Raw genomic sequence first — 24112 nt, 5'->3', positions numbered from 1 at the left:
GAGGTCAGGTTCGACCCCCAACCGCTCCAGCGCAGGGGCAGGCCAAGGTCCTCCACAGGAGACCGGCCTGCCCCGCGCCGTTCGTAGAACAACATCGCGCAGGTTCTGCTCTATGCTCACAAGAACTAAACCATGAGGAGTGCTCGTGAGCAGATGGTGGAAGTGCGATCTCCAGGTCGCAACCCCAGGCGAACCCCGATTCAAAAGGGACCCGACATGGGACCTCACCACTCCAGATGGTCGAGCCGCGGCTGCCGATGACTACATGGTGCGAGCCAAAGAACGCGGGCTGGAAGTCTTGGTACTCGCCGACCACAACAGCGTGGAATGGGCTGCCGAGATGCAAGCTGCGGGCATCCGGCACGGCATCGCGGTCTTTCCAGGGTTTGAAGTAACCACGGCGAGCGGCGCGGATGGCGCACACCTCATCATCTTCGCCGACCCCGCTTCGGACGTCGAACCCCTGAGAGACCTTTTGATCTCGGCCTGCGGATTCGGTCCAGAGCACCCACGCTTCCTGCCCAGCCAACCGGAACACCCCGCGTCGTCGCCCAATACCCTCCCGCAAATCCTCGACAAGCTCGACGATCACTTTCTCGCGATCGCGCCACACGCGTTTACCGATAACGGCATCGCAAGCGCTAACACCATCAAGGGCGACCTGAGGTGGAAGGCACTTCACCATGATCGACTTGCCGCTATCGACGTGGGTTATATCGACTACGACCTCGAGTCCCCGACTCCCCCAAAGGCGAACTATAAGGAACGGTTCATTCGCCGAGAGGTCGACCACCTCCCTGGGTTGAAATCACTGCCGTTCGTCTCAACCAGCGACGCCTATAGAGTCGACGAACTCGGTAGCCAATTTACCTGGATCCGCATGGAGACCCCGACCCTGGAGGCGATGCGCCAAGCGTTCCTCGACTACGGAGCCCGCATCGTCTGCGACTGGGATCCTCGTTTCAAAACAACCAGCAGGACACCTAACGAGGTGACTCACTCGTGGGTGCGTAACGTGACCATTACCGGTGCCACTTCGACGCATGAGCCATTGCGAGTCGAATTCGATCCGAGGCTCACAGTGCTGGTTGGAGGTCGAGGCGCCGGCAAGTCCACGGTGGTTGCCGCTCTCCGGCACCTCTACGGGGACATCGGCGCTCTACCCGCGCAGGCTCGCAGGGAGGCCGAACAGATGCAGGCGGCGGTGTTCCCTTCCGCAGCACTCACAGCTACCCACGTCCTTCCCCACAGTGGAGACGCTCAAGTCGCCTCCTGGACCGCTACGCACCAGTCCCAAACAGTTCGCGGGGACGGGCAGAGCACACAGACTGAGTTCGCAGTACGTGTAATCAGCCAGAAGGAGTTGTTTGAGCGCGCCGCGGTCGGACCTGACGGCACCGACACGACTTCCCGCAACCTCCTCAAACTCGTTGACGATGCTCTGGCCGCGAGCGGTCACCTGGCTCTTTCGCGCTTCGCCCAGCAGTTCGATGAAGCTCGAACCACCTGGGTCACCTCGGCACGGAAAGCACAGACGGAGCGAGACGCCATAGCGACCCGCACAAGCGTCGAAGAAGCTGTGAAGGAACTCGAGCGGCAAGTCGCAGCCTTCGATGACGAGGCGACTAGAGCTCGCCGTGAGAGAAATGATCTCGCGGAACGCGAAGCGGCATGGGTGCTAGCCCGGCAGTCAAGACTCAGGCAGGCATTGCAGACGCTTGCGCGGCACGCTGATGAGCTACTCGCGGCGGACCCAGAGGCCCAAGACCCACCCGCTGAGTTCAGCACGGCGGCGCGTGACCACGGGCACGCGCTCGAACAAATCAAATCGGCGTTGCAAGGCGCGATCTCCGGTCAGATCGCCGAGGCGCAGTCCGCCGCTGGGGAAACTGAGGCTTCATTGGCGGCGACCGGGTGGACGGAGCGCATCCGTGCCGCCAAGGAAGACAGCGTCGCATACCTGGAGGAACTCGCGGCGCTCGGCCTCGACCCACAAGCTTACGAAAGCGTTCGGTCGTCGCTGGGGTCCAAAGTCGCCGAGCTGAATGCACTCGAACGCCGGGCGCGAGACCTACCGGATCTTGAACGGCAGGTTGCCCAGGACTGGGCTGCGGTCTCAGGCCTGCTCGACCAACGTTACGTAGACCGTAACGAGCTTCTGGAGGCAGTAGCACGTCGCAGCACCATGCTTCGTTTCGCGACTCGTAGGCGCGCCGACCTGACGTCTTGGGTCGAATCTGTTCGAACGCTACTCAACCTCCGAGCCGATGGCTTCCTTGAGGATGTTCCTGATCTTGCTCGCTGGTTGTGGGCAGACGAATCGATGCAGGCATCGCGATTTGGCGAATGGCAGAACGCCTGCGTATCCGGCGACTTCCGAACGATCGCAAGCCAAGCTTCCATGAGACCAACCTGGACTCAACGTCTGGCGGGCCTCGACCCGCTTGTCCGAGTAAGGCTGGCTGCAGAGATCGCCGATGACGCGGTCGACATGGAATTCCTCCGATACGACGACCCGACGTCTGGAGACCAGCGCTGGGAGCCCCTCATGACTGGCTCTCCCGGCCAGCGAAGCGCCGCGATGCTCAGTTTCGTACTACACCAGGGCGTCGAACCGCTCGTGCTCGACCAGCCGGAAGATGACCTCGACACCGAGTGGATCTCCGAACTGGTTGTCCAGCAGTTGCGACTCAGCCGCTGGATCCGCCAGGTCATCGTGGTCACACACAACGCGAACATCCCCGTCAACGCTGACGCTGAACGGGTTGTGGTGCTCGAGAACGCAGCCGACTCCATCCGCGTCAGAACAACGACTGACGAGCTTGGCAACAAGGTGCCGCACGTCGGGGCTCTCGAGAACGTGTTTGTACGCGCGGACATTCAACGCATCATGGAAGGCGGAGTTGAAGCATTCGTGCGCAGAGAGCGCCGTTACAACAATGAGGTAAGTTCCTATCGCCGGGCGATGAGAGCCGCGGAAGAGGGTCAGCCCTAAATGGAATCCGGATAGTCGATGCGAGAGCCCCAATCAATCCTGGTCTGCTGCTGTCCGCTCGGCACAGGATGCGCGGCGAGGGCCCATCGAACGTGGCGTGGGCTTCGTCGCAGGTCAATCGCCAGATGAGTGAGGGCATACTCGCCCGCGCGCACCCGGTCGTGAAGTTCGATCAGGTCGATGTCGTCAAGTTCTGGCGCGAGCGGAGACCCGGATGGTCTCCATCGCGGCGGTGCCCACACGACGGGTTCGTCCTCGAAGGCGCGAACGTGCCCAACTCCGGGGAACGCGCCGACCATGCGGTGTTTCGGTAGCCAGGCGGCGAGGTAGTCGTCGATCGCGGATTGGAGCTCGGCGCTCATCGTGGTGAGAAAGCGGGTGTAGTTGGCCGCGTCTGGACTACCTAGTTGGAATTCAAGGTGCTGCGGAAGGTCGCGGGTACCGGCGGCGGTGAGTCGTAGCCACGCGTAGCGCTGAGCGTTCAGCAGCCTTCTGCCTCTGCCGGGGTGCTCTCCGACGCTGCCACTCAGCAGACGCCAGTCCGCTTCGGGGAGCAGGCCACTCCACCTGAGGTATCGGCGCGCGACGTAGTTGATGGGCGACGGGTTCAGACGGAGCCATCCGGCTAGCTCGCCGAGTTGCTGAAGCACTGCAGTCGCCTGTTCAGAGGTGCCGAGCATGGAAGGTCGGAGCTTCCGGCCGATCCCGGCGATTCGTTCGGTGCCGCCTTCAACTCCAACGCCGGCGACACGAAACGCGTCCGCGAGGCCACGCTGTAACGCGGACGGGTCAGTTATGGGGTCAACGCCCAGGGGGTTCGCCCAGGTCGGCCACATGAGCGGTGGGATGAGGACATCGGTGAGGGGTTGCTCGGTCGCCAAAGCGAGGGTGTTCCAGGACCACCCGGTGCGCTCGATCCGTGGGTCCGGTTCTTCAAGAGCGACAATGAGTTCCGCGAAGCCGGGCGAGACGGCGGTGGCGTGCACGAGCCGTTGCATGTCGGGAAGGTCGCCGTCGAGCGCCCGGAGCACTCTTCCTCGCATGGGCGCGCCGATCCCTGGCCAAAACTCGAGGAGGTGCGATGCGCTGCCGGGACCGGACAGCTTCTGGGTGGTGCGGACGGGTCGCGAGAATGTGATGCGCCGTATCGTCGCACTGACCTCTGGCTCTGGGTCAGTTGCGAGCCGATGTGCCGCGCCGATGAGAGCGCTCATCGCGAGCGCATCGCGCGGTGGAGTGGTGCCGATCCGTTCGGTGTCCTCGATGAGTCCCTCGAGCGCGTCTCCTGGGATATTCGACAGGCTGCTGACAAGGTCAATGTCCCGTGTGCGGAGAAGTGCGATGGCGATGCCGCGGAGCGTGCTCGTGTCGACGGGGCGTCGGGGTCGTTTCGTTTCGACCCAGGCCTTTGATAGGGCGACTTGGGCCCGGTACGCAGGGCTGGATTCGAGGACCGGCGCTTCAGGCCAGCCGTCGGTGAGGGCATGACCGCAGATGCCGCCGGAATCGAGTTCGGCCTGGCATTGGTTCGGGTTGCGAGTCTCGGTCTCCATCACATTGGCTTCAACGATCGGACTGTTGCAGGCCGGGCAGCTGTCGCGAAGCGGGGTGTGGTGCTTCAAGCAGAGGAAGGACCACCATGTGCGCCAGTACGTGTAGAAGACGCCCGGTTGCTCCGCAAGGCAGTCCGGGCAGTAGCGGGTCCCGGCGCCCCGAGTCCAGTTCATCGATTGCGACACGGTGCCGTCGGGACGGAGCGCGATGAGGTCTGGTGCAAGGCGCGACATCACTGTTGTGCGGAGCAGCGTCGGGTCGCAGCTGAGTCCGGCGGCGATGCCGGCCGTGGCTTTCGGATGCAGCACGTTTGGGAGCCGGTTGCGGAACGTCCCAGTGAGGTCGTACAGCCCGCACCAATGGGCGATGACAACGGCGGGTTGGCCGTGGAAATAGCCGACGCGGCGAAACAGACTTGGCAACCATTCATGCTCGAAGACGGTCACTGTGGCGCCGAGCGGTCGCACGTCCTGAACAGTGATCCGGTACGGCTGCTTCGGTGCGCGGGTCATGCTGCCCAGGCCTGCCAGTCGGTGGACCACGACAGCCGCCCGGACTCCCAGAGTCGGATGCGCTCTTGCCGACCCTGAGCGACGCGGTCCTCAACACCGCCGTCGTCGAGGAGCGCCCGCGTGATGCGCTGCGAAGGTGTCTGCATTGCTCCGATGCACGCGTCGGTGATGAGCGTCGCGAGGGAGTTGGCGTACCCGAGCGTCGAGACCCAGAGGTACTCCTCGAACTGGCCGCTGAGGACCCGTTCGCCCGGTTCGTGACCTGCGAGGCGAAGGCGGTCGTCGAGGCGTCCGAGGAGCGTTCGCCACTCCTTGACGTGCTGAACGGTCCGGTGCTCGTAGCGGCTGAAGTCGATGAACGCCCACCGCGCTTCAGATTGCATGCGTGCGGCGTTCTGTGCCGCTGTCCGCTGCCGCCGAAACACGCTGCGCATATTGTGGCCACCCATCACAAGACGGAAGCCCTGATTCTGAAGGGCCTTCAGCGCGTCATGAAGGTACCGCCCGTACTGGCCGTCGTAGTTGACCATCTGCATCTCGTCGAGAAAGATCCAACGGACCCCGTGACGGTGGGCGGCTTGCGTGAATGATGCATGTGGGTCATCTCCGGTCGGGGCGCCAATGCTCTGGCAGAGGGTGCGGAAGAGCGTCTTCGGGGTTGGGTTGCCTTGCAGTGAGTGCCAGATGACCGGTCGCCAGGCGGATCGGTACATCGGGTCGGTCTTGATGAGCCCGTCTTCGAGGTCGAGCCGGCGGTCCCACGCGGACTGGGCCATTGCCCGCGCCGCTACGTGCTTGAGGAAGAAGGTCTTGCCAACCCCGGACTCGCCGGTGATGAAAGGGGCTGCGAGCAGGTCGGGGACGCGCCCGGGTTTCGGCTCGGGGAGGGCTGCGATGCGTCGCTCGGCGAGCCGGTACTGGCGTGTTCGCATGTAGGGCCAGGACTGGTACCACTGCTGCATGCTGCGTTCCCGACGACGCCGAGTGTCGGCATCGAGGTCGCGCAGCTCGGTAGGAGTGAGGCGGCCGGGGTCGACGCCGGCGCGAAGTACGATCTGCTCGATGAAGTTCTGATCGGTCGCTTCGAGAAGCCGCCAACTGGCATCAGGGCGCGGGTCATCGCCGAAGAGTTCAAGCACCTCCTGCCTCAGGGTGCTGCTCACGCGTACTCCTCGAAGAGGCCGGAATCGAAGTCGTCGAGGTCGTCGTCGAGAAATTCCACCAGAGCGTCGGGCAGCTCCGCTTCAGCGGTTGGCAACGCATCGAGGATGTCCTCTGATGAAATAGCCCGTGCCGGACGGATGGAGCCGTGGTCCGTGGCGAGAAGCCGATCGAACTGAGCGGCGTACATCTCTTCGTTGCGGGTGCTGCCCGTTCGTCGGACTGCAAGGAGGGCGTTCTCGCGGCGCCAGGTGGTGACGAGTTCGATGAGTCGCTTCTGCGCTTCTCGCGGTGACAACGAGCCCGGTTGGATGTGCGCGCGTGCGCGGTCGACTGTGAAGTCGCTGAAGGGCTCGGTGTCGTCGTCGCGACCAACCCACGGCACTTCCCAGGCGTTGCCATCGGGGTCGAAGCAGTACACCTGACGCATATCCGATGGGTCGTAGAACATGCGGGCGACGCCGCCGGGTGCTGCTCCGGGGACGGCGAGGAGGGTCTCCAGAATCGGGGCGTGGTAGACGAATTTCTTCCTCGTCACGCCGAACGGTGTGATGGGGAGTACCTCGTTGTCGAGGAAACGAATCCATTCGTTTCGCCAAGCAGGGATCTCGGCGCATCCGTACTCTTCGGCGAGTTCAATCCACCTGGCGTTCGGACTGATCCGGCGCCCAGTGAGGGCGAGGAGTCCGCCGTGCACAGACGTGTTGTGAAGATCCGTCCACTCGCCGTCACGGTCGAAGAGCTCCTCCCACGTCAGGCACGCCTCCCGCTCGGCGGCGCTCCCGCGAGTGTCAACCGATCCCGAGACGTAGCCCGGCTGCTTCGACTCGAACTTGGTCTTGTCGGTACCGAAGTGCCGCTCGAGAGCGGCCTTCATGCGAGGGTCGAACACTCGAGCTGGCTCGACGTCGACGCCCAGCCGGTGCAGGGTCGCAAGGACGATCAGGTTCAGGAACTCTTTCCCGTTGTCAGTGAGCAGCCTCCGCGGGGGAATCGGATACCGGGTGAGTGCGCGAGGGATGCCCGCGAGCGCTCTCGGATGGGGCTTTCCCTCAACGAGGACGGGCCCCTGGTCATGAACCATGTTGCGGAAGGCGTCGGCGAGGGCAAGGTTCGCAGCGAGCCCGCCGACGTTGTTACTGATCGCGCGCCCCGTGACGTATCGAGCCGCGACGTCGAGCGTCTTCGTCATCGTCGGCCGGAACACCGACGCTTTCGGGTCAGGCGCGTAGGGGTCCCACACGCTGACGTTGGATGTCGTGCTGTCGATGAACCAGAGCTCTCCCGGGCGCTTCGGCAGACGTCGTTGCAGCGCCGGCTTGGGGCTCTTGGAACTCGTGTGCATCTCGGCGGTCTTCCGCCGCTTCAGCCGAAGGTGCGGCTTCCGAGCGAAGACGTCGCGTTGGATGCGGTCGTACACGCTCTGACTCGGGGCGGCGTGACCACGCTCGACCAAGAGCCAAGCGGCGAAGAGGACGTACTTGCTCTCTGACGGCAGGTACGACCCGAACTCGCCTTCCGTGAGGAACTCCTCGACCCAGTGCTCCATCTGCGGGTGAACTCGGTGCACACGCTCGGCGAAGACACGACTATCGAGGAGGTTGTCCTCCGCGAGCGTCGCATCGTCCAGGGTGCGGGAGATGTATCGCTGTGCGCTCTTCAGAGCGATGCCGCGCTGTCTAGCGATTTCGCCCGCGATCGCGCGTTTTCGCCACTTCTCGTCAAACCGCGCGGGATCCCAGCTCGGTTCGATCGGCGCGTCGACCGGGTCACCCGGCGGCCGGCCCGTTTCGATCCAAGTGAGTAGGTCCTTCTTAACCTGGAAGTTCTGCTTCGACGTTTCGGACAAGGTGTCGTGGATCGCGTCGAGGCGGTCGCTCATCATCGGCGGGGCCGCGTCGTCGCGGGACATTAGCGCAGCGACCTCTGATTCGCGCATCATCGGCGGAGTCGCGCCCGCAGCGTCACGAAGCTGCACCCATCCGCCATTGCACCGCTGAATCACCAACGGTCGCCCGCTCACGAAGATGGTCTCGCCAACCTCGACCCGCCGGCGCCACTCAGTGTTCGGCATCAGCACGCCACACGATGGACATCGAGTCAAACGGCCCAAACATGTCGGTCAGGAGCGCGCGCCGCCATAGCATCCGTCGGATCAGCATCAACGCCCACTCAAGGCGGTACCCCGACGCTGCAAGACGTTCAGCAAGTACACGCACTGGAAGGGCCTTGTCGCACAGCTCCAGCGCTGTGACGCTCCACAACGTGTACGACTCATCGGGCACCCTCGCCTCAGTCAGCAACTCCAGGTTTCGTCGATATCGACGCGAGATGCCCATCCACACCAAGTACCCCATACCCATCGCGTGGACCGCTGCCTCGACATGAGGACGCTTGGCCACCCAATCCGCATCTGCTGCGTCTTCCGGAGTCTTCACGTCGACGACCAGTGGGATCCGGCCAGGGCTCAGCAGGACCGAGTCAGGAGTGTGACTGACTGCGGGGGACCCCTTCGGCCATGTGAGCGTGAACGGCTGACCAGCAATTCGGTGGATGGCGGGATGAAAGTCAACGACCGTCATCATGGTCCGCTCGTGGTGGGACTCGCAGCCCACGTGGTGGCCGTTCGTGTGCAGCCAGGTGCCGACCGGCTTGTTCTCCTGCTCGAGCCGCCGAGCGAAGTTTCGCATGGGTAGCGCTGACCACAACGTGTTCAGATCAAAGTCGTTGAAGCGTTCGGTCTCGACGTGTCGACCGTCGAGCGAGTACGAGACCGTCACGACGTCCTGCACACCGAGGGCGGGGTCGATTTCCAGACGCCGTCGCCCTCTCGATGGGCTCCCCACTCGGAGACGACGCGGGTGCCACCCGGCAAACGACGGATCGAACGCAGGTTTCGAAGCGGGGTCGCCGGGTCCGAACCAATCCGTGAAGACCTCGAGGGGATCTACATGCTCGAAGGGGTCAGGTGCGCTCGCCTGCGCTTTGCGCTTGGATCGTCGAGCCAGCTCCTCGCCGTGCTCTCCAGCCCAATCCGGCGAGTCGTTCACGGGAACTACCAGCGGCGGAACTCTGCGCCGCAGCGGCACCGCGCCTCTCGGAGCGGGTTGTCCAATACCGGCTGCGCCGCTGATGAAACGGGGCACTGGCTTGCTTCGCGGATCGTTCGCGGCCGGTTCTTCACCAAGCGGAGGTATCTGCACCACAAGCAGACCATACGAGCTATCATCGACCTAGATCAAGATTCTAGTTCGAAGTTGGGGTCAGTCTTGAGGGATCTGCTCGCGCGCCGCCCGCACCCACTTCGATACCGCCGTCTGGCTCACGCCTACCGCCTCGCCGATCTTCGTCGTCGTCAAGCCGATCGTGTGCGCCTCGAGCGCGAGCTCACGCCGACGGGCAGTGGCCTCGCGAATGAGGACTTCAGCTTGACGGAGTTCCTCGAGCAGCTGCTCGGCGCGAGCCTCATCGGTGACAGTCCTACGGGGCTTGCCGATCCGGCGCGGTGGGGTGGGTGTGGTCATCGACCTGCTCCGATCTGCGTGACGAGCGTCGGAACAGCACTTGCACGGCGGGCGGGCACGTGGAAAAATCCGACGCGCAGGACGCTCGGTTCGGAAGTAGCCTCTTCGTTCTTGGTGTGTACGGCGCACGATTTGGCGATCGTGAACCGCAGGGTCGACAACGACCCTTGCGAGTCGTGCCTCCGAATCATCGTAGCTCCTGTTCCCCGTCGACCTCTCGACGCAGCTTCGCGCATGTCCAACAGCCCTATTCTTGCTCGTTTACGAGTAGAAACGATGGCCATCGGTGGAGGCGGGCTGTGAACGACCGCGGACTGACCTTCGAGTCGTTGGTCGGGGTCATCGCTCACGGCCGCGACTACGGTCGGGTCGACGAGCCGCAGAGCGATCCGCGCGGACGCCAAGCGACGCCCGAAGAGGAGGAGTTCCTCATCCGCTCCGGCAGCTTCACCCGCGAGCAGTACGAAAAATCCAAGGCAGAAGTCGCTCGCGGCGAGCTCGACGAGATTGAACGCCGCACGGAACTCGAGGGCCTCATAGCCTCGCTGACAGCCAAGGAGGCCGCCGACTGGTTGGGCATCAGCGACGCGGAACTGCACGCGCTCCTCGTCGTGGGAGAAGTGACCGCCTTCGTCTGCGACGGTGAATTGCGGTACCCGGCGTGGCAATTCACTGAAGACCCAGCGATGCCGGTCCTTCCCGGCCTCGCACGACTCACGCCGGCGTGGGCGGATCAGAAGCATCCGTCCACAATCCTCGGCTTCATGTACAACGCGGACCTCGAAATCGAGGGGACCGATGAGTCCTTCACGCCCATCGAGTGGTTGGCGATCGGTGGTGATGTGCAGGTCGTCCTCGACTACCTCGAAGCGGAGAGTTGGCGATAGGACTCCCTCGGAATCACCCGACACACCGCTCCGGAGCATGCCGTTACCGTCGCGCACCACTCTTCCCGGAAGCAGCGGGAACAACTCAGAAGCAGAACGAGAACGGAGTACCCCCTGACGACACGGCTTCAGATCGCGCGCGCACGCGCACGTGTGGCTCTCGCCGTCCGGACTGGTGAGGACCTGCCGGAGAGCGTCCGAGAGGTTGCCGCGATGGACTTCGCGGATGCCAACGACGCGGTCGCAGTCGTACGAGACCGCGAGCTCGACCCGCCCCGGCTGCGTGGCGCCTTCAGACAATTCTTCGGCGTCCACGCCGGCGGTCACGACTTCGGGCCGCGCCACAACCCGCCGCGGCCTCGAACTGGCCGCGATCTCACCGCCGACGAGGAGGAGGTCCTCATTGAGGCGGCGTTCGGAACGAGGGAGCGGTACGACGCGGCCCGGGCTGCTGTCGCGCGCGGAGAACTCGAAGCAAGCGAACGCCGCGACCGGCAGGAGGGGCTGAGCGCCGCACTCACTTTGGAAGAGGCGGCCGACTGGCTAGACGTCGGAACGGGCCGGGTCCTCACCGACCTCGCGTTGAGCGACCTGTTCGCGTTCGTGTGCGACGACGAGCTTCGGTTTCCGGCATGGCAGTTCACCGACGACCCTGACCATCCATCGCTGAACCACATGACGTCGCTGGCCGGAGCGTTCGATGACGACATGCACCCGACGGCGATCCTCGGGTTCATGACGACACCACACTCGTACACGTCCATCGACGGCGAACCGGCGACGCCCGTCGAGTGGCTCACCGCGGGCCATGACGTGCAGCCGTTGCTGGAGCTGCTCGAGACTCGGCACTTGAGGTGACCACTCGCTTCACGGCGCCCCCTGGTGCACCACGAAGCCGCGCTGCGTCCGTGCCGACCACCGGCGCAGCGACGAGATGATCGCCGCCAGCGCGGGCGTGTGTCTCGCGTTCCCGACGCACGGGCTGCACCTGGCACCGGGGGAATACCGGAAGAACACCTCTTATGGCACTGGGACTGCGCGGGCCAGCCCTCCGCATGCGCCTGAGGCACCGACGGTGTGTGCTTCACAGCCGGTACGCTCTGAGAATGCTTCAGCTCGACGGCTTGGCACCTTCTCCAGACGCGGCGCTCCATGCCGTTGCAGCTGAGATCCGCCGCCTCGACCCGGACGGCACTCGATGGGCTGCAGTCATCCGGCACACCTACGACATGATCTACAACGGTCAGGAGACCGGTCGGTATCGCTGGGATCAGCTGATGAAAACGGAAAAGACCCACTTTGGGACACTCTTCGAGATAAACGCTCAACGTCAGTTCAAGTTCGAGGGTGGCGACACGACCGACTTTCGCGTTGCTGGCCATCAAGTAGATGCCAAGTGGAGCCAGGCGATGGGCGGATGGATGTTGCCGCCCGAGGTCTTTGATGAGCTTGCGCTAGTCGCGACCGGTGACGACGCGGCTTCGCGCTGGTCACTCGGACTGGTACGCGTCCGCACCGAGTACCGCCGGGAGGGAGCCAACCGCGACAAGAAGAGCCAACTGAACGCTGTCGGGCGCGAGGAGATTGTCTGGTTGTGGCGCAACGCACCGCTCTGTCCGAACGTGCTCTTGCAGCTTCCCTCGGCGATCGTCGACCATATCTTCGACAGCCGCAGAGGTACCCAGCGGACGAACCGACTATTCCGTGCTGCCGAGGGAATGATCGTGCATCGGAACGCGGTCGCGACCGTGAGTCGTCAGCTCGATCATCAAAAGCGCGTCCGCTATAATGGCGGCGCTCGTTCCGCGCTTAAGAGCGAAGGCATCATCATCTTGAGCGGGGTCTTCTACCCGCACCTTGCACAATCACTCCGGGTTCCGGTGCCACAGCGCGACGAGTATGTCTCCGTCCGCATCGTTCCTTCGGAAACCGACGAGGGAGTGCTCATCGGCGAGAGGCGTTGGCGTCGCGCGCTATCAAGCGAAGCCGTAACCGAACCGGCGCCGCGTCTGCCCAAAGTCGGTGAGCGCGACGACTAAAGGTCACGCGACGATGCGAAGGTGCTTTTTGCCTGCGGCTTCGCCCGCACCGAGCGCGCGCCGAATCGCCGTGCCGACGCTCTGCGCAACAGGCGGCGGGAAGGCGTTGCCGATTTGCCGGTAGACCGACGTCTTACGACCGCTAAATGTCCAAGCGTCGTCAAAGCCCTGGATTCGGCTCACCATCTCGTTCGTGAGTCGGGGCGTGAATCGAGCGGGATGCTGAGCTGAGGGCGCCTCATCTGCGATGCCCTTGCCGTCGACGCCCAACTTCAACCAAGATTCTTTCGCCCGAGTCGGACCAAGGTCGGCGCCGCCGTGCTTCTTGGACCCGCCAACCACCGTCGGAGCGATGCCTTGGGCCTTTCGAGCCCAGGCCTCTGCGCCAGACCATCCGTTGGCTGCCATCAGGGGGAAGAGCGTGTCGCCGACGGCGCGAGGGCTGCCCACTGCACCGGGCCACTCGAACTTCTTGAAGCTGCTGCGCTTGAGCGCGACGAGGATGAAGCGCGGGCGGAGCTGAGGAACGCCGAACTCGGAGGCGAGAAGGAGCTGCCAATCCGCCTGATAGCCGAGCCGCCCGAGCTCGTCGAGGATTGACTGACGGTACGTAGCGAACCTGGCCGAGGCGAGTCCTTTGACGTTCTCGAGCATCACAGCCGCGGGCTTGGTTTCACGCACGAGGCGAAGTGCCTCAGGGAAGAGGTCTCGCTCGTCGTTTGCGCCAAGCTGCTTGCCAGCGACTGAGAACGGCGGGCACGGAACGCCACCGGCCAGCAGGTCGATGCCTCGGTAGTCACGCCCGTTAACTTCGCGTACATCGCCCTCGTGAACGTGCCATTCGGGACGGTTCAGACGCAACGTCGCGGAAGCGTCGCGGTCAATTTCCACGACGAGCTCGTGCCCAAATCCTGCTTGCTCGAGGCCATACGACTGACCGCCGGCGCCTGCACAGATCTCGAGACTGCTGAGCTGCGGCGTGGTCATTGGGCTGCCTCCGGAAGTGGTGAATCGGGCTCAAGACCCTGGCGGTTGGACCACACTAGCTTGCCCCCAGGGTCCGACATCGGGGGCGCGCCGGTAGGAAACGCTGTTCGATTGGTCAGAGCCTTCGCGACCGTAGCCGCGGCTTCGTCCGCCGGAACACGCTCCCACAAGCGGATCACGATCCATCCCTCGGAATAAGGCGCAGTTGTGTTCTCCGCATCCCTCGCACGGGTGCCAGAAGCACCCGTCGATGAAGACCGCTACCCGTGCGGCGAGTGAAGACGGTGTCAGGTCGGACAGCGCGTTCACCGACCCTCGTGCGCAGATTGCACCGATATTTTACTCCGCCCGCGTGAAGGATTGATCGCACCGCGAGCGCCAGATTTGTGTCCTTCTGGCGGTTGGACAGGCCAGCCACTAAAACCGCCTGCGCGACACGGCCGTCCGGATACCCTCCCGAAGTCGGAGGCTGTCTGTAACGTCATCCTTGTCGGCTGGGAGGCGACGCAGATGGCGAAAACGACGGCGTATGGGGGTGCGCGTCCTGTGTTCGCGCTTGCCGAGAATGCCGAGACCGAGCCCGTCGAGGTGGCCTGGGCGGGAAGCTATCTGGCCCTCGGAGCGCGGCTGGCGAGGCACGCCGACTCGCTCGATCGAAAGCAACTGATCGTCGTCCTCTCCGTGCCGCGGCGCGATTACGTCGCGGCGTTGGTCGGAGCAGGGTGGACGCTGACGCGTCCCTATCCCACCGGAGCCGGGAATCCGCTGCAGGTTGCGCGGCAGGGCGGTTCCCAGGCATGGTACCGAGCCCTCAACGCCGGATACGTCTATGCTGGCGAGCTTCGCGAGCTCAACGAGGCTGTCAGCCCCGCGCGGATGCGCTACGCCGGATCTCACTTCAAAGTGACCAGCTTTCTGAGGATGGCGCCCGCGCCCGCGCTTGATGGCGAGCGCCGTGAGGAGCACGTCCAGCCGGGGAGCATTGTGCGCTATACCCGCGCGATCGAGAGCTGGGATGACCGTCTTGTCGCGCCAGCGCAGGACCTCGCGCTCGTCGGGATCGAGTCGCGGCTGAGAGCCGATCTCGAGGCCGTGCTCTGCAGGATCGGAGATTCCGACGGCGATCGGCTCGATACCCTTCTCAAGCCGTGGAGGCGCGGTGCCGCCACGTGGTTCAGCCGGATCTATTCGTCGGCCACTCTCGAGGAGGCCCCGAGCGGATACAAGGCAGTCCTGCTCGATGGCCAAGCGGCGATCAAGTACATCGCTGAGACATTCTCTCCGGTCGTCGTGTGCGTCATTGACCGCTCGGTGGCGGACGAGAACCAGGCCGAGAGCCTCGTCAATATGCGCCGCACGGAGGGTACCGGTATCGACGTTGCCGATCTTCTCGGCTGGCGCCCGCCGGTCGGTATCGAGATCATGGGATTCGAGGTGCGGCTGTGAGCAGGGTGGCCGCAGTCAACGAGCGGTACCGCGCGACCGCGGCCGTGGCCCGCGACGGCGTCAGCCTCTTCGTGGTCGCCGATGAGAACGGCGCGACACTCAACGCGGCCATAGGCGCTGTGGCGCGCATGGCCGCGGAGGACGGAAGCGACCTTTGGGAGCACGTCCTCGGCGCCGCGAAGTCCCTCCGCTGGCACCTTGCGTTTCGGCCGCAGCCTCTCGAGTTCAACCCGTCCGTAACGACTGCCGCCCATGCCGTCGTCGCCCAAGCTGACGCAATCCGGCCCGCGCTTGGCGACGATGGCACCGCTCTGCTGGACGCGCTCACGGAGGCGGCCGAGCGCGTCGCGGCGGAAGATCCACCAATCGGCCCCTATCTGTTGGAGTCCGTCGTGGAAGTAGGCCCGGCGGCTTGCTTGGTCGTGGCGGACGGAACCCTTTCGCGAGGCCAGATCGCCTCTTGGCTTGGGCCTCTCGGATTCCGCGTCCTGTCCCCGGGGATGCTCGCAGACGCGACCTCGATCGCGGACGTTGCGTACGTTGTCGGACCACCTCGGCTGATGCGAACCTCTCTCGCCACGGCCCCGCCGACCCCCGAGGTGTCCTTCTTCGTGCCGTCCTGGTTCGGCGACCGGAGCCTGCCGACGACCGCCATCGCCGACTACGCGCAAGGGGCGATTCGCCCCCGGGTTCGCGTTTTCGAGCTCGGGAAACTGAAGCCGAACGCCGATGAGGTGGCACCCGAGCCGGAGCCGATTGAGGACTTTGCCCCGGCTCCCGTGTGGAAATCGCAGAGCAGCGCTCACCGGGTGCCCGGCGTCGACGAGGTCGTAGTGCGGAAGGTGCTGCTCAGCGGCGGTTATGCGATCTGGATGGATGACGGTGAGCGGATCCGCACCCTGGACCCCTCGCAGCCGACCGGAGAAAGAGTCACCTACACCGACGTCGCGGCTGTCGAACCCGGTACGTACCTCGTGCTGCGTCTCGGCGTGACCGAGCGGACAGTTCTCTACGAGGCGACCATGGCGTCGATGGGAGTCCTCCGTGCGGTAGTCGAGTCTTCCCAGGACCGCTGGAAGCAGGCACTGCTCGGTCGGCTCCGGAGTGCAGGGCGTCCCCACGTTGAGTCGGCGATTCGGCGTCTCGGCGTGAAAGCGGCCGAGCAAGCAGAGGCATGGACGCAACCGACGCTGGCGCGCCCTCAGCTCGACTCGGACTTCAAGCTGTTGCTGCAATGGCTGGAGATAGCAGAGGAACCAACGTTATCCAACGCAACCAAGTTTCGGCGGGCGCGCTTCCGGGCAGCCTCCCACATGCGAGAGCAGCTAGAGCTTGCCATGGCGAGCGCCGACATCGAAGCGCTTCGCGTTGAGGGTCACGTGAAGGTTCATGGCGCGGGGTTCGCCGACATCATCGCGACGCGGGTACTTGCGATCTCGCCCCACACGAACGTGGTTCCCCGTCACGATGCGCGGGAGCCTTTCCTTGACGGGGGCGGCCGATGGCTCGAATGATCCCCAATTACTGTGCTAAGAGCGCCCCGCCGGGCGAGAGAGATCTCTTCGCGGCGCTCGCTTCGGACGCGGCAACCGAGGATTGGACCGTCCTTCATTCGCTCGGCATAGCGAGACACGTCCGGCAGGTCGAAGGCGAAGCGGACTTCGTCGTGATCGTCCCGAACCACGGTGTGCTCGTGATCGAAGTGAAGTCGCATCAGAGCGTCGCGGTGCTCGCCGACGGACGATGGCGGTTGGGCAACAACGCGCCGACTGCTCGGGGCCCCGTCAAGCAAGCGGACGAAGCCATGCATTCCATCCGCGAGTACCTCGCGAAGAACCAGGTGAATCTCCACGGGGTGCCGATCGTATGCGCAGCATGGTTCACGCACACACGTGCAAAAGCGCATATCCCTTCAAGCCCAGAGTGGCTCGACTGGCAGATCCTCGACTCGGTCGACCTCGAGCGCGGAGCGGCGAGCGCAATCCTTCGGACGCTGCGCGACGGCTCGGCGCATCTCGATTCGGTCCTTCACGTCTTCCATGGCGCCTTGGGTCCTGATCGGAACCAGACGGAAAGGATCGCTAGCGCGCTACGACCGCGATTTGAATTCGCGACGACGTTCGGAGACCGGCGTCGGTCGCGAGAGAGCGACCTAATCCGGTTTATCGACGAACAGTATCTTGCGCTCGACGCCATGGCGGATAATCGTGCGGTTCTGTTCACCGGTCCGGCCGGCACCGGAAAGACGCTCCTCGCCTCCGAAGCGGCGCGCCGAGAGGCGCTGCAGGGGCGAACCGGAAGGCTGATGTGCTTCAACGCCTATCTGGGTCGGCAGCTGAAGGACTCGTTCGTCGACTGCGACGGCGTCGTTGCCGGTACATTCCACGCTCAGCTGCTGGAGATTGCTGGGCTCAAGTCGGCGCCGACCGACGCCGGACCGGACTTCTGGGACGGCGAACTCGTCGACTCAGCGCTCGAGGTCATGCTCGAGTGGGAAGACGATAAACGCGCCGATTTCGTTGTCATGGACGAAGTTCAGGACCTCACGCGGCCCGCCGTCCTTGACGCAATCGATCTCCTCCTTAAAGGCGGTCTCGCCGATGGACGCCTGCTCCTGTTCGGCGACTTCGACCGCCAAGCGATCTACGACCTGGAGGACAACCGTTCGATGCTTCGGGAACGGGTGGGCGATCTGACCACGTACGCGTTGAAGGTGAACTGCCGTAACCTGCCCCGGATCGCCCACGCGACCGAAACCTTCAACGTATTCCCCGGGTACCAGGGGTACCGGCGACAGGACGACGGAGTAGCGCCGACGTTCATCCGTTTCGAGCGCGGAGGAGAGCCGTCCGACAAGCTCGCGGGCGTCATCCGCTCGCTGCGCGAGGAGGGGTACGAGCTGAGCGAGATCGCGGTACTGAGTCCCCGACGCGCAGATTCAGTCGCCGTAAGCTCCACGGACGCTTGGCTCCGGCAGATCCTGGTTCCCGCCGACGGGCGGCGCAGGCAGGCCGGAAAGGTCGTCTACTCCACGATCCATGCCTTCAAAGGGCTGGAGGCGCCTGCAGTGGTCCTGACGGATCTGGACCGCGACGGAGCAGCGCCGTTTGAAGCGCTGCTGTACGTCGGCATCACCCGGGCCACCGACAGGCTGGTGGCTATTATCGAGACGAGCACGATGAGGTCACTACTTGGGGGAGCGGCATGAGCGGTGTTGAAGCGCGGGACCACGTCGAACGGGCGGTGCGGCGCGAGCTGTTCGGGCCGGGCGACGAGCTACACCTGGGAACGCCCGTCGATTGCACGGGAGCGAACATTGTCCTCTCCGATGAGCAGGCGAAGGCGTTCGTCTATCACGACGCCGCGACGGGGCAGGAGCTCCTGACCAAGATGGATCCGCTCCGGCGCTATGGGATAGGCGTGCTTTTCGGCGGCGGAGCTGCAGCGCTGTCCGCCGTTGGAGGGGCTGCATCGGGCCCTGAGAATGCTCCCGACATCGACACGACGTGGGTGTCAGGGCTCGAAGTCAACGACATCGATCCGAACGCCCCGGATGTCACGTTTACCGGATCCGTTCACCAGGATCGTCCCGACGACGACGACTTCGATCTAACCGACGCCAACAGCCTCAAGCCTTCAGCGATGGCGGTGTCGTTCAAGGTTCGGGTGCCGGACGGGGCGTCGCTTGAGCTGCGCGTCTGGGGAGCTTCCTACAAGCGCTACGGCGTCACCATCCCTGGTGTCCACAATCAGGCGGAGTGGTGGCTTCGCCAACCGTTCACCCTCGCGGGCATGGTCGCTGGCTCGAGCATGCTGTCAGGGACCTTCGAACGGCTCGTGGTGCCGGTCCGCCCGGTGAACGAGGACGGCTCGGACGATGCGACGCTCCATCGGCTGCTCCCGCAGGTACAGCTGTACGCCCGGCCCGTGCCGGGGGAGTCCGACCCGCAGAGCCGTCTCGTCACAGTCGCGCTCGTCAACGTCGATCCCGGCTTGGGCAACGCTCATGCGCTTTTCCAAAGCGGTTTTGAGGTTCGGGCCGCCAGCGGGGCCTCGATCGAGCCCTACCCTTCTGTGGATCTGACCGAGCGCGACGACGAAGAGCGCTCCATCAATCTCCTGTACCGCAACAAGTCGACGTTCGCAATCGGTCACGGCTGCGCGGCGCTTTGGGACGAAGGTGACGGACGTTCGGCAGGGTGGGTCCGGACCGACCCGATGCCTTCGTACGAGGTCGTGAGCCTGACGCCCAACGTCTATCTTCGTGACCAGAACGGTGCGTACCTTACGGATGCCAGCGGCAAGCGCCGCGCCGTAACGGTTCCATGCAGGAACTGGCAACGGGAGGCGACAGCGGACGTCAGCAGGTCGGCCTCGTCCTTCGCCTGTACAGGCAGTGGATCGAGGAGCAGCGACGCTTATCCCGGATCTTCCCGAGCGTTTTCACGAGGCGGCGGCCCGGCACATGAAGCTGTGCGACGAAGCACTGGGGCGGATGGAGGCGGGCTGGCAGCTCGTGCAATCCGACCCGGTCGCCGCTCGGGCGTTCGCGCTCGCCAACGAGGCGATGCTCTACCAGCAGCTTCGCTCGCGCCTGCCTGATCGTATAGTCAAGCCGACCAAGAGTGGGCCGATCATCGATAGTCCAACTCCGGAGGTTGTCCCCACTCCGCAGCAGGGGCAGTGGCGCCCTTTCCAGATCGCCTTCGTGCTGGCGACCCTGCCCGAGCTCATCCTGCCATCCGAGTCGCACCGGTCGGTCGTCGACCTGATCTTCTTTCCAACCGGCGGCGGCAAGACGGAGGCGTATCTCGGTGCCGCCGCCGTTTCGCTACTCGCGCGACGGCTGCGCGATCCCGACGACGTCGGTACGGACACGCTGATGCGGTACACGCTCCGGCTTCTCACCGCGCAGCAGTTCCTTCGGGCCGCGGCGCTCATCTGTGTCCTTGAAGACATACGGTCTCGCGCGGAAGCCGAATTGGGCGGGTCCCCGTTTGGCATCGGTATCTGGCTCGGGCGCTCTTCCACGCCTAACAACTGGAAGCAGGCGATTGCCGGCCTCCGGAAAATGAAGACCGATGCTCGACAGGAGAATCCATTCCTACTGTCGCGATGCCCCTGGTGCGGCACTCGAATGGGGCGGACCCCCGACAACGACAGCACGGACGTCGTGGGGTACATCGAGCTGCATGACCGAGTCGTGTTCCGCTGTCCGGACTCCGCTTGCCGGTTCGGAGGCCGCACCCGGACGTTGCCCGTCCACGTAGTCGACCAGGACATCTACGACAAGCGACCGAGCCTCGTGATCGGGACCGTTGACAAATTCGCCATGCTGGCGTGGACGCCGGACGCGCGATCGCTGTTCGGACTCGGCCCCGACGGCGGCCGCGTCGTGTCTCCGCCCAACCTGATCATTCAGGACGAGCTGCATCTCATTTCTGGGCCGCTCGGGTCGATGGTCGGCTTGTACGAGCCTGTGATCGACGATCTCTGTACCGACCGTCGAGGGGACGAAGCGATCCCTCCGAAGATCATCGCGTCGACGGCGACGATCCGACGATACGAAGACCAAGTTCTCGGCGTGTTCGGACGGAGCGACGTGGCGCTGTTCCCGCCCCACGGACTGGAGGAGGGCCACTCTTTCTTCGCCGAGCCGGAGACGCTCGACGACGGCTCGCGGGCGCCGGGCCGCCGATACCTCGGCATTATGAGCGGCTCACTCGGCTCGATGCAGACGGTACAGGTGCGCGTCACCGCGGCCACCCTCAACGGCGCAGCGAGCATTCCGAACGAGGCGGACCGCGACGGTTACTGGACCAACCTGAACTTCCTGAACTCGCTTCGCGAACTCGGTAATACCGTCTACCTTCTCGAGTCCGACGTCCCGGACTACCTGACAGGGCTGCGCTTCCGCGACGGCCTCGAGCGCCCGCGCTGGCCGCGGATCGTGATGGAACTGACATCGCGACGTCGCAGCGACGAGATTCCCGAGGCGATCGATCTCCTCAGGAAGCAGTACGGCGAGAAAGGGTGCATTGACATCTGCTTGGCGTCGAACATCATCGAGGTCGGCGTCGACATCGATCGGCTCGCGCTGATGACGATTGTGGGACAGCCCAAGACCACGGCGCAGTACATCCAGGTCAGCGGCCGCGTCGGCCGCAAGCCAGAGGTGTCCCCGGGTCTGGTGCTCACCGTCTACGGCGCGGCCAAACCGCGTGACCGCAGCCACTACGAACGATTCAGGACGTACCATCAGCAGCTCTACGCGCAGGTTGAGCCGACATCGGTCACGCCGTTTGCCAGCCCCGTGCTTCGGCGCGCGCTGCACGCCGCGGTCATTGCGCGCATCCGGCAGACCTCGCCCGCGCTGCCCCCCAACCCGTTTCCCCAGGCGGAGTTCGACGAGGCTGTTGAGCTTCTCCGGAAGCGCGCTGACTCGGTGAACTCGGAAGAGCTTGCCGCGTTCGATTCGCTCGTCGATGAGCGCCGAAGGCAGTGGAGCGCCTGGCAGCGAACGGAGTGGTCGGCGAACGCCTACGGCAGCGGAGATCCGCTGCAAGGGCTTATGCGCTCGGCGGGCGAGCTTCCGGACCTCGGAAGCAAAGCGACGATGTGGGACGTGCCCATGAGCATGCGGAACGTTGACGCCGAGTGCTCGATCGAAATATCGACCGCGTATGCAATCGCGGATGGACTGGCAAACGGAGACGCCCAATGAGCACCGGAAACATGCGGCGGGCCCAGCTTGTCAGCCCGTTTGGGGTTGGGGCGATGAGCGTGCTGGTGAACGGCACTTCCGTGATTACCGCCGGCATTGACCACTGGTATCCGGGCCCGGGGGAGAACCCGAACTTTGAACTCTCGGAATACGAGGAGCATGACTGGCGCTTGCAAGAGCGTCTCGCGGTCGCGGCCTTCAGGTTGCCCCCGGACTACCGCAGGAACTCGGGTCAAGCGGACCAGCGGAACCGCGGGCTCAAAGTCCCGGTCCTGCGCTTTCCCCGGTGGAACTTCTGTCCCTACTGCAAGCGCATCGAGATGAGCACATTGACGATGCGCCAGATCGAGCGCTGCAAAGACAAGGCGCATAGCGACGCCAAGTTCAAACCACGCATGGCCCAGGTTCCCTTTGTAGCGATCTGCGCGGGCGGTCACCTCGACGACTTCCCGTTCTCCGAGTGGGTGCACCGCTCCATCAATCCGACGTGCGGCGGGGTCCTCCGCCTGAAGTCGTCGGGCGGCGGCGGCCTCGAGGGTCAGACCGTCAGCTGCGAGTGCGGCAAGAGCCGGTCACTCCGGGGCATCACCGACTCCCGGACCGAGAACGGGGAGGAGCACACCACGCTTTCGGATCGGCTCACCGACGGCGGCGACGTCTACGAATGTCCCGGCGCGAAGCCGTGGCTCGCGGTGGAGTCAAGCCCCTGCGGACTGCCGATCCGGGGCGCGCTCCGGGGGTCCGGCAACGTGTATTTCCCGAAGGTCCAGTCGTCGATCTACATTCCGATCGAGGAGGGAGCGGTCAGCACCGAGGTCCACGATCTGCTCGGCCATCCCTCGGTAACCGGCGCTCTCAATGCTCTCCACGTCGCGTACGGTCCGGACCTCGATGCCGCTACGCTTCGGAAGGTACTTACGCGGAGCGTTCCACCCGAGCGGATACTTCCCGTCAACGACGACGAATTGCTCGCGGCTTACCGCGACCGTTTCGGTATTGGGGGCGAGGACATCCAACGGCCGCTCGAGGACGCTGCCGCGGAAGCTCCATCTGCTGACGAGACCTGGCGGCTGCCGGAGTTCCGCGCCATGCGGGAGACTCCGTCGGACTCCCGTCTCGCGGCTAGCGACCCTGGACTAGATCCCGCTCTTGCTCCATTCATTACAAGGGTGCGGAGCGTCGACGTGCTTAGGGAGACGAGGGCGCTCTACGGCTTCACTAGGGTGCGCGACGACTCGCTGAGGATCTCGTCTGGTAAGGCGTTGCTGCGCCGCTCGCCTCTCTTGCCGGAGCAGGACTGGCTACCCGCCTACGTGGTCAAGGGCGAGGGCATCTACCTCGAGTTCGACCCGACGGCCATGGGGGCCTGGGAAGAGCTTCCCGAGGTGCAGGCGCGGGCTGGCTTGATGCAGGCCAGGCAAGGCGTCGCGGCGCAGAAGCGCGGGTTGCAGTCGCGTGACATTTCCCCGCGCTTCGTCATGCTCCACACCTTCGCGCATGTTCTCATCAACGAATTGATCTTCACCTGCGGATACAGTTCCGCGTCGCTGCGCGAGCGACTCTACGTGTCCCACGCGGCGGGCGCTGAGATGGCCGCCGTGCTGATCTACACGGCGGCGGGCGATTCCGAGGGGACTATGGGCGGACTAGTCCGGATGGCACGTCCGGAGAACCTCGTTCCGGTCGTACAGTCCGCGATCTCCGATGCGCGATGGTGCTCGACCGATCCGGTCTGCATGGACGCAGGTGAGAAGGGCCAAGGCGTGAACTCCTGCAACGGCGCCGCATGCCACGGGTGTGCCCTTCTCCCCGAGACGAGCTGCGAGGAATACAACCAGTTCCTCGACCGCGGACTGCTCATCGGCACCTTCGACAGGCCGGATATTGGCTACTTCTCGTCGATGTAGACCGAGCAGGAATACCTGCCAGGCCGTGACGCCACGCACATCGGCGGCACTCGATCAGACCACGCCCCATCCGCTCGGACCGACCAGCGAGATCCGATCTGGAAACCCTGGGTCGCGATCGCCTGAGCGGGAGTTCTCTTCCTCAGGCGCGACTTGGCCGGCCTTGAATAGTTCCGAGAAGCGAACGAGCCATCGATTGTAGACGATGGCACCCGGTCGTCGCCCCGCCTCCCACGCTCGATGTCCGCCACCGAGGCCAGTGCATCCCTGATGTCGTCCTACTCGCGCGCGATCCTTCGCATTGAAGGTGCGTCACGGACGCGTCGCGCGAGCTGCCAGGTGTCGGGCTTGCGTGGAGAAACCGTGGCGACCCTGC

Annotated in this window: 16 protein-coding genes; 10 read left to right on the top strand and 6 right to left on the bottom strand. The window is 64.4% G+C overall.

Annotated features, from left to right (window positions below; genetic code table 11):
- The first annotated feature begins 139 nt into the window (after window positions 1-139).
- Window positions 140-2995 (top strand): TrlF family AAA-like ATPase, encoded by a 2856-nt coding sequence (locus I59_RS14610; RefSeq protein ID WP_376764455.1) that lies wholly within the window; start codon window positions 140-142, stop codon window positions 2993-2995.
- Here the strand turns inward: I59_RS14610 and I59_RS14605 are convergent.
- The 5 genes from I59_RS14605 to I59_RS14585 all read right to left on the bottom strand — a co-directional run bounded on the left by I59_RS14605 (window position 2992) and on the right by I59_RS14585 (window position 9746).
- Window positions 2992-5061 carry a TniQ family protein gene (locus tag I59_RS14605; protein WP_022904504.1) on the bottom strand — a complete coding sequence of 690 codons (2070 nt, stop codon included), beginning with the start codon at window positions 5059-5061 and terminating at the stop codon, window positions 2992-2994. The genes I59_RS14610 and I59_RS14605 overlap by 4 nt on opposite strands.
- Window positions 5058-6224, bottom strand: a complete 1167-nt coding sequence (locus I59_RS14600; RefSeq protein WP_022904503.1) for an AAA family ATPase — start codon at window positions 6222-6224, stop codon at window positions 5058-5060. Before I59_RS14600 ends, I59_RS14605 begins: the two co-directional genes overlap by 4 nt.
- On the bottom strand, window positions 6221-8296 hold the full coding sequence (locus I59_RS14595) for a DDE-type integrase/transposase/recombinase (protein WP_148286248.1): 2076 nt from the start codon (window positions 8294-8296) through the stop codon (window positions 6221-6223). Before I59_RS14595 ends, I59_RS14600 begins: the two co-directional genes overlap by 4 nt.
- Window positions 8283-9272, bottom strand: a complete 990-nt coding sequence (locus I59_RS14590; protein WP_148286247.1) for a hypothetical protein — start codon at window positions 9270-9272, stop codon at window positions 8283-8285. Before I59_RS14590 ends, I59_RS14595 begins: the two co-directional genes overlap by 14 nt.
- 213 nt (window positions 9273-9485) lie before the next feature.
- Entirely contained in the window at window positions 9486-9746 is a 261-nt protein-coding gene (locus tag I59_RS14585; protein ID WP_022904500.1) for a helix-turn-helix domain-containing protein, read from the bottom strand.
- Window positions 9747-10045: 299 nt separating this feature from the next.
- Here I59_RS14585 and I59_RS14580 point away from each other — a divergent pair, with 299 nt between their 5' ends.
- The 3 genes from I59_RS14580 (at window position 10046) to I59_RS14570 (ending at window position 12672) form a co-directional block, all read left to right on the top strand.
- Window positions 10046-10633 carry a hypothetical protein gene (locus I59_RS14580; RefSeq protein ID WP_022904499.1) on the top strand — a complete coding sequence of 196 codons (588 nt, stop codon included), beginning with the start codon at window positions 10046-10048 and terminating at the stop codon, window positions 10631-10633.
- 153 nt (window positions 10634-10786) lie between these two features.
- On the top strand, window positions 10787-11491 hold the full coding sequence (locus I59_RS21045) for a hypothetical protein (protein WP_022904498.1): 705 nt from the start codon (window positions 10787-10789) through the stop codon (window positions 11489-11491).
- Window positions 11492-11739: 248 nt separating this feature from the next.
- Entirely contained in the window at window positions 11740-12672 is a 933-nt protein-coding gene (locus tag I59_RS14570) for a NaeI family type II restriction endonuclease (RefSeq protein WP_022904497.1), read from the top strand.
- Window positions 12673-12675: 3 nt separating this feature from the next.
- Here the strand turns inward: I59_RS14570 and I59_RS14565 are convergent, their stop codons facing one another.
- Entirely contained in the window at window positions 12676-13659 is a 984-nt protein-coding gene (locus I59_RS14565; RefSeq protein ID WP_031273889.1) for a DNA cytosine methyltransferase, read from the bottom strand.
- 510 nt (window positions 13660-14169) lie between these two features.
- On the opposite strand from I59_RS14565, the gene I59_RS21040 reads away from it, so the two are divergent.
- From I59_RS21040 to drmB, 6 genes are read left to right on the top strand one after another with little or no spacing between them, the layout of a single operon-like run.
- A complete protein-coding gene (locus I59_RS21040; protein ID WP_148286246.1) occupies window positions 14170-15105 on the top strand; it encodes a hypothetical protein in 936 nt (311 codons plus the stop codon).
- Window positions 15102-16619, top strand: coding sequence for a hypothetical protein (locus I59_RS14555; protein WP_022904495.1), 1518 nt, complete (start codon window positions 15102-15104; stop codon window positions 16617-16619). The genes I59_RS21040 and I59_RS14555 overlap by 4 nt, the downstream gene beginning before the upstream one ends.
- Window positions 16616-18313 (top strand): nuclease-related domain-containing DEAD/DEAH box helicase, encoded by a 1698-nt coding sequence (locus I59_RS14550; RefSeq protein WP_022904494.1) that lies wholly within the window; start codon window positions 16616-16618, stop codon window positions 18311-18313. Before I59_RS14555 ends, I59_RS14550 begins: the two co-directional genes overlap by 4 nt.
- Entirely contained in the window at window positions 18310-19707 is a 1398-nt protein-coding gene (locus I59_RS23610) for a hypothetical protein (RefSeq protein ID WP_261976585.1), read from the top strand. Before I59_RS14550 ends, I59_RS23610 begins: the two co-directional genes overlap by 4 nt.
- Complete coding sequence (locus I59_RS23770; RefSeq protein ID WP_307120478.1) at window positions 19601-21829, top strand: helicase-related protein; 2229 nt, start codon at window positions 19601-19603, stop codon at window positions 21827-21829. The genes I59_RS23610 and I59_RS23770 overlap by 107 nt, the downstream gene beginning before the upstream one ends.
- On the top strand, window positions 21826-23736 hold the full coding sequence (gene drmB, locus I59_RS14540) for a DUF1998 domain-containing protein (protein ID WP_022904493.1): 1911 nt from the start codon (window positions 21826-21828) through the stop codon (window positions 23734-23736). The genes I59_RS23770 and drmB overlap by 4 nt, the downstream gene beginning before the upstream one ends.
- Window positions 23737-24112 lie beyond the last annotated feature (376 nt).

Source organism: Curtobacterium sp. B8, from assembly GCF_000333315.1.
Lineage (GTDB): Bacteria > Actinomycetota > Actinomycetes > Actinomycetales > Microbacteriaceae > Curtobacterium > Curtobacterium luteum.
The sequence above is the reverse complement of the archived record's forward strand: the minus strand, read 5'-3'. Positions and strand labels throughout refer to the sequence as shown.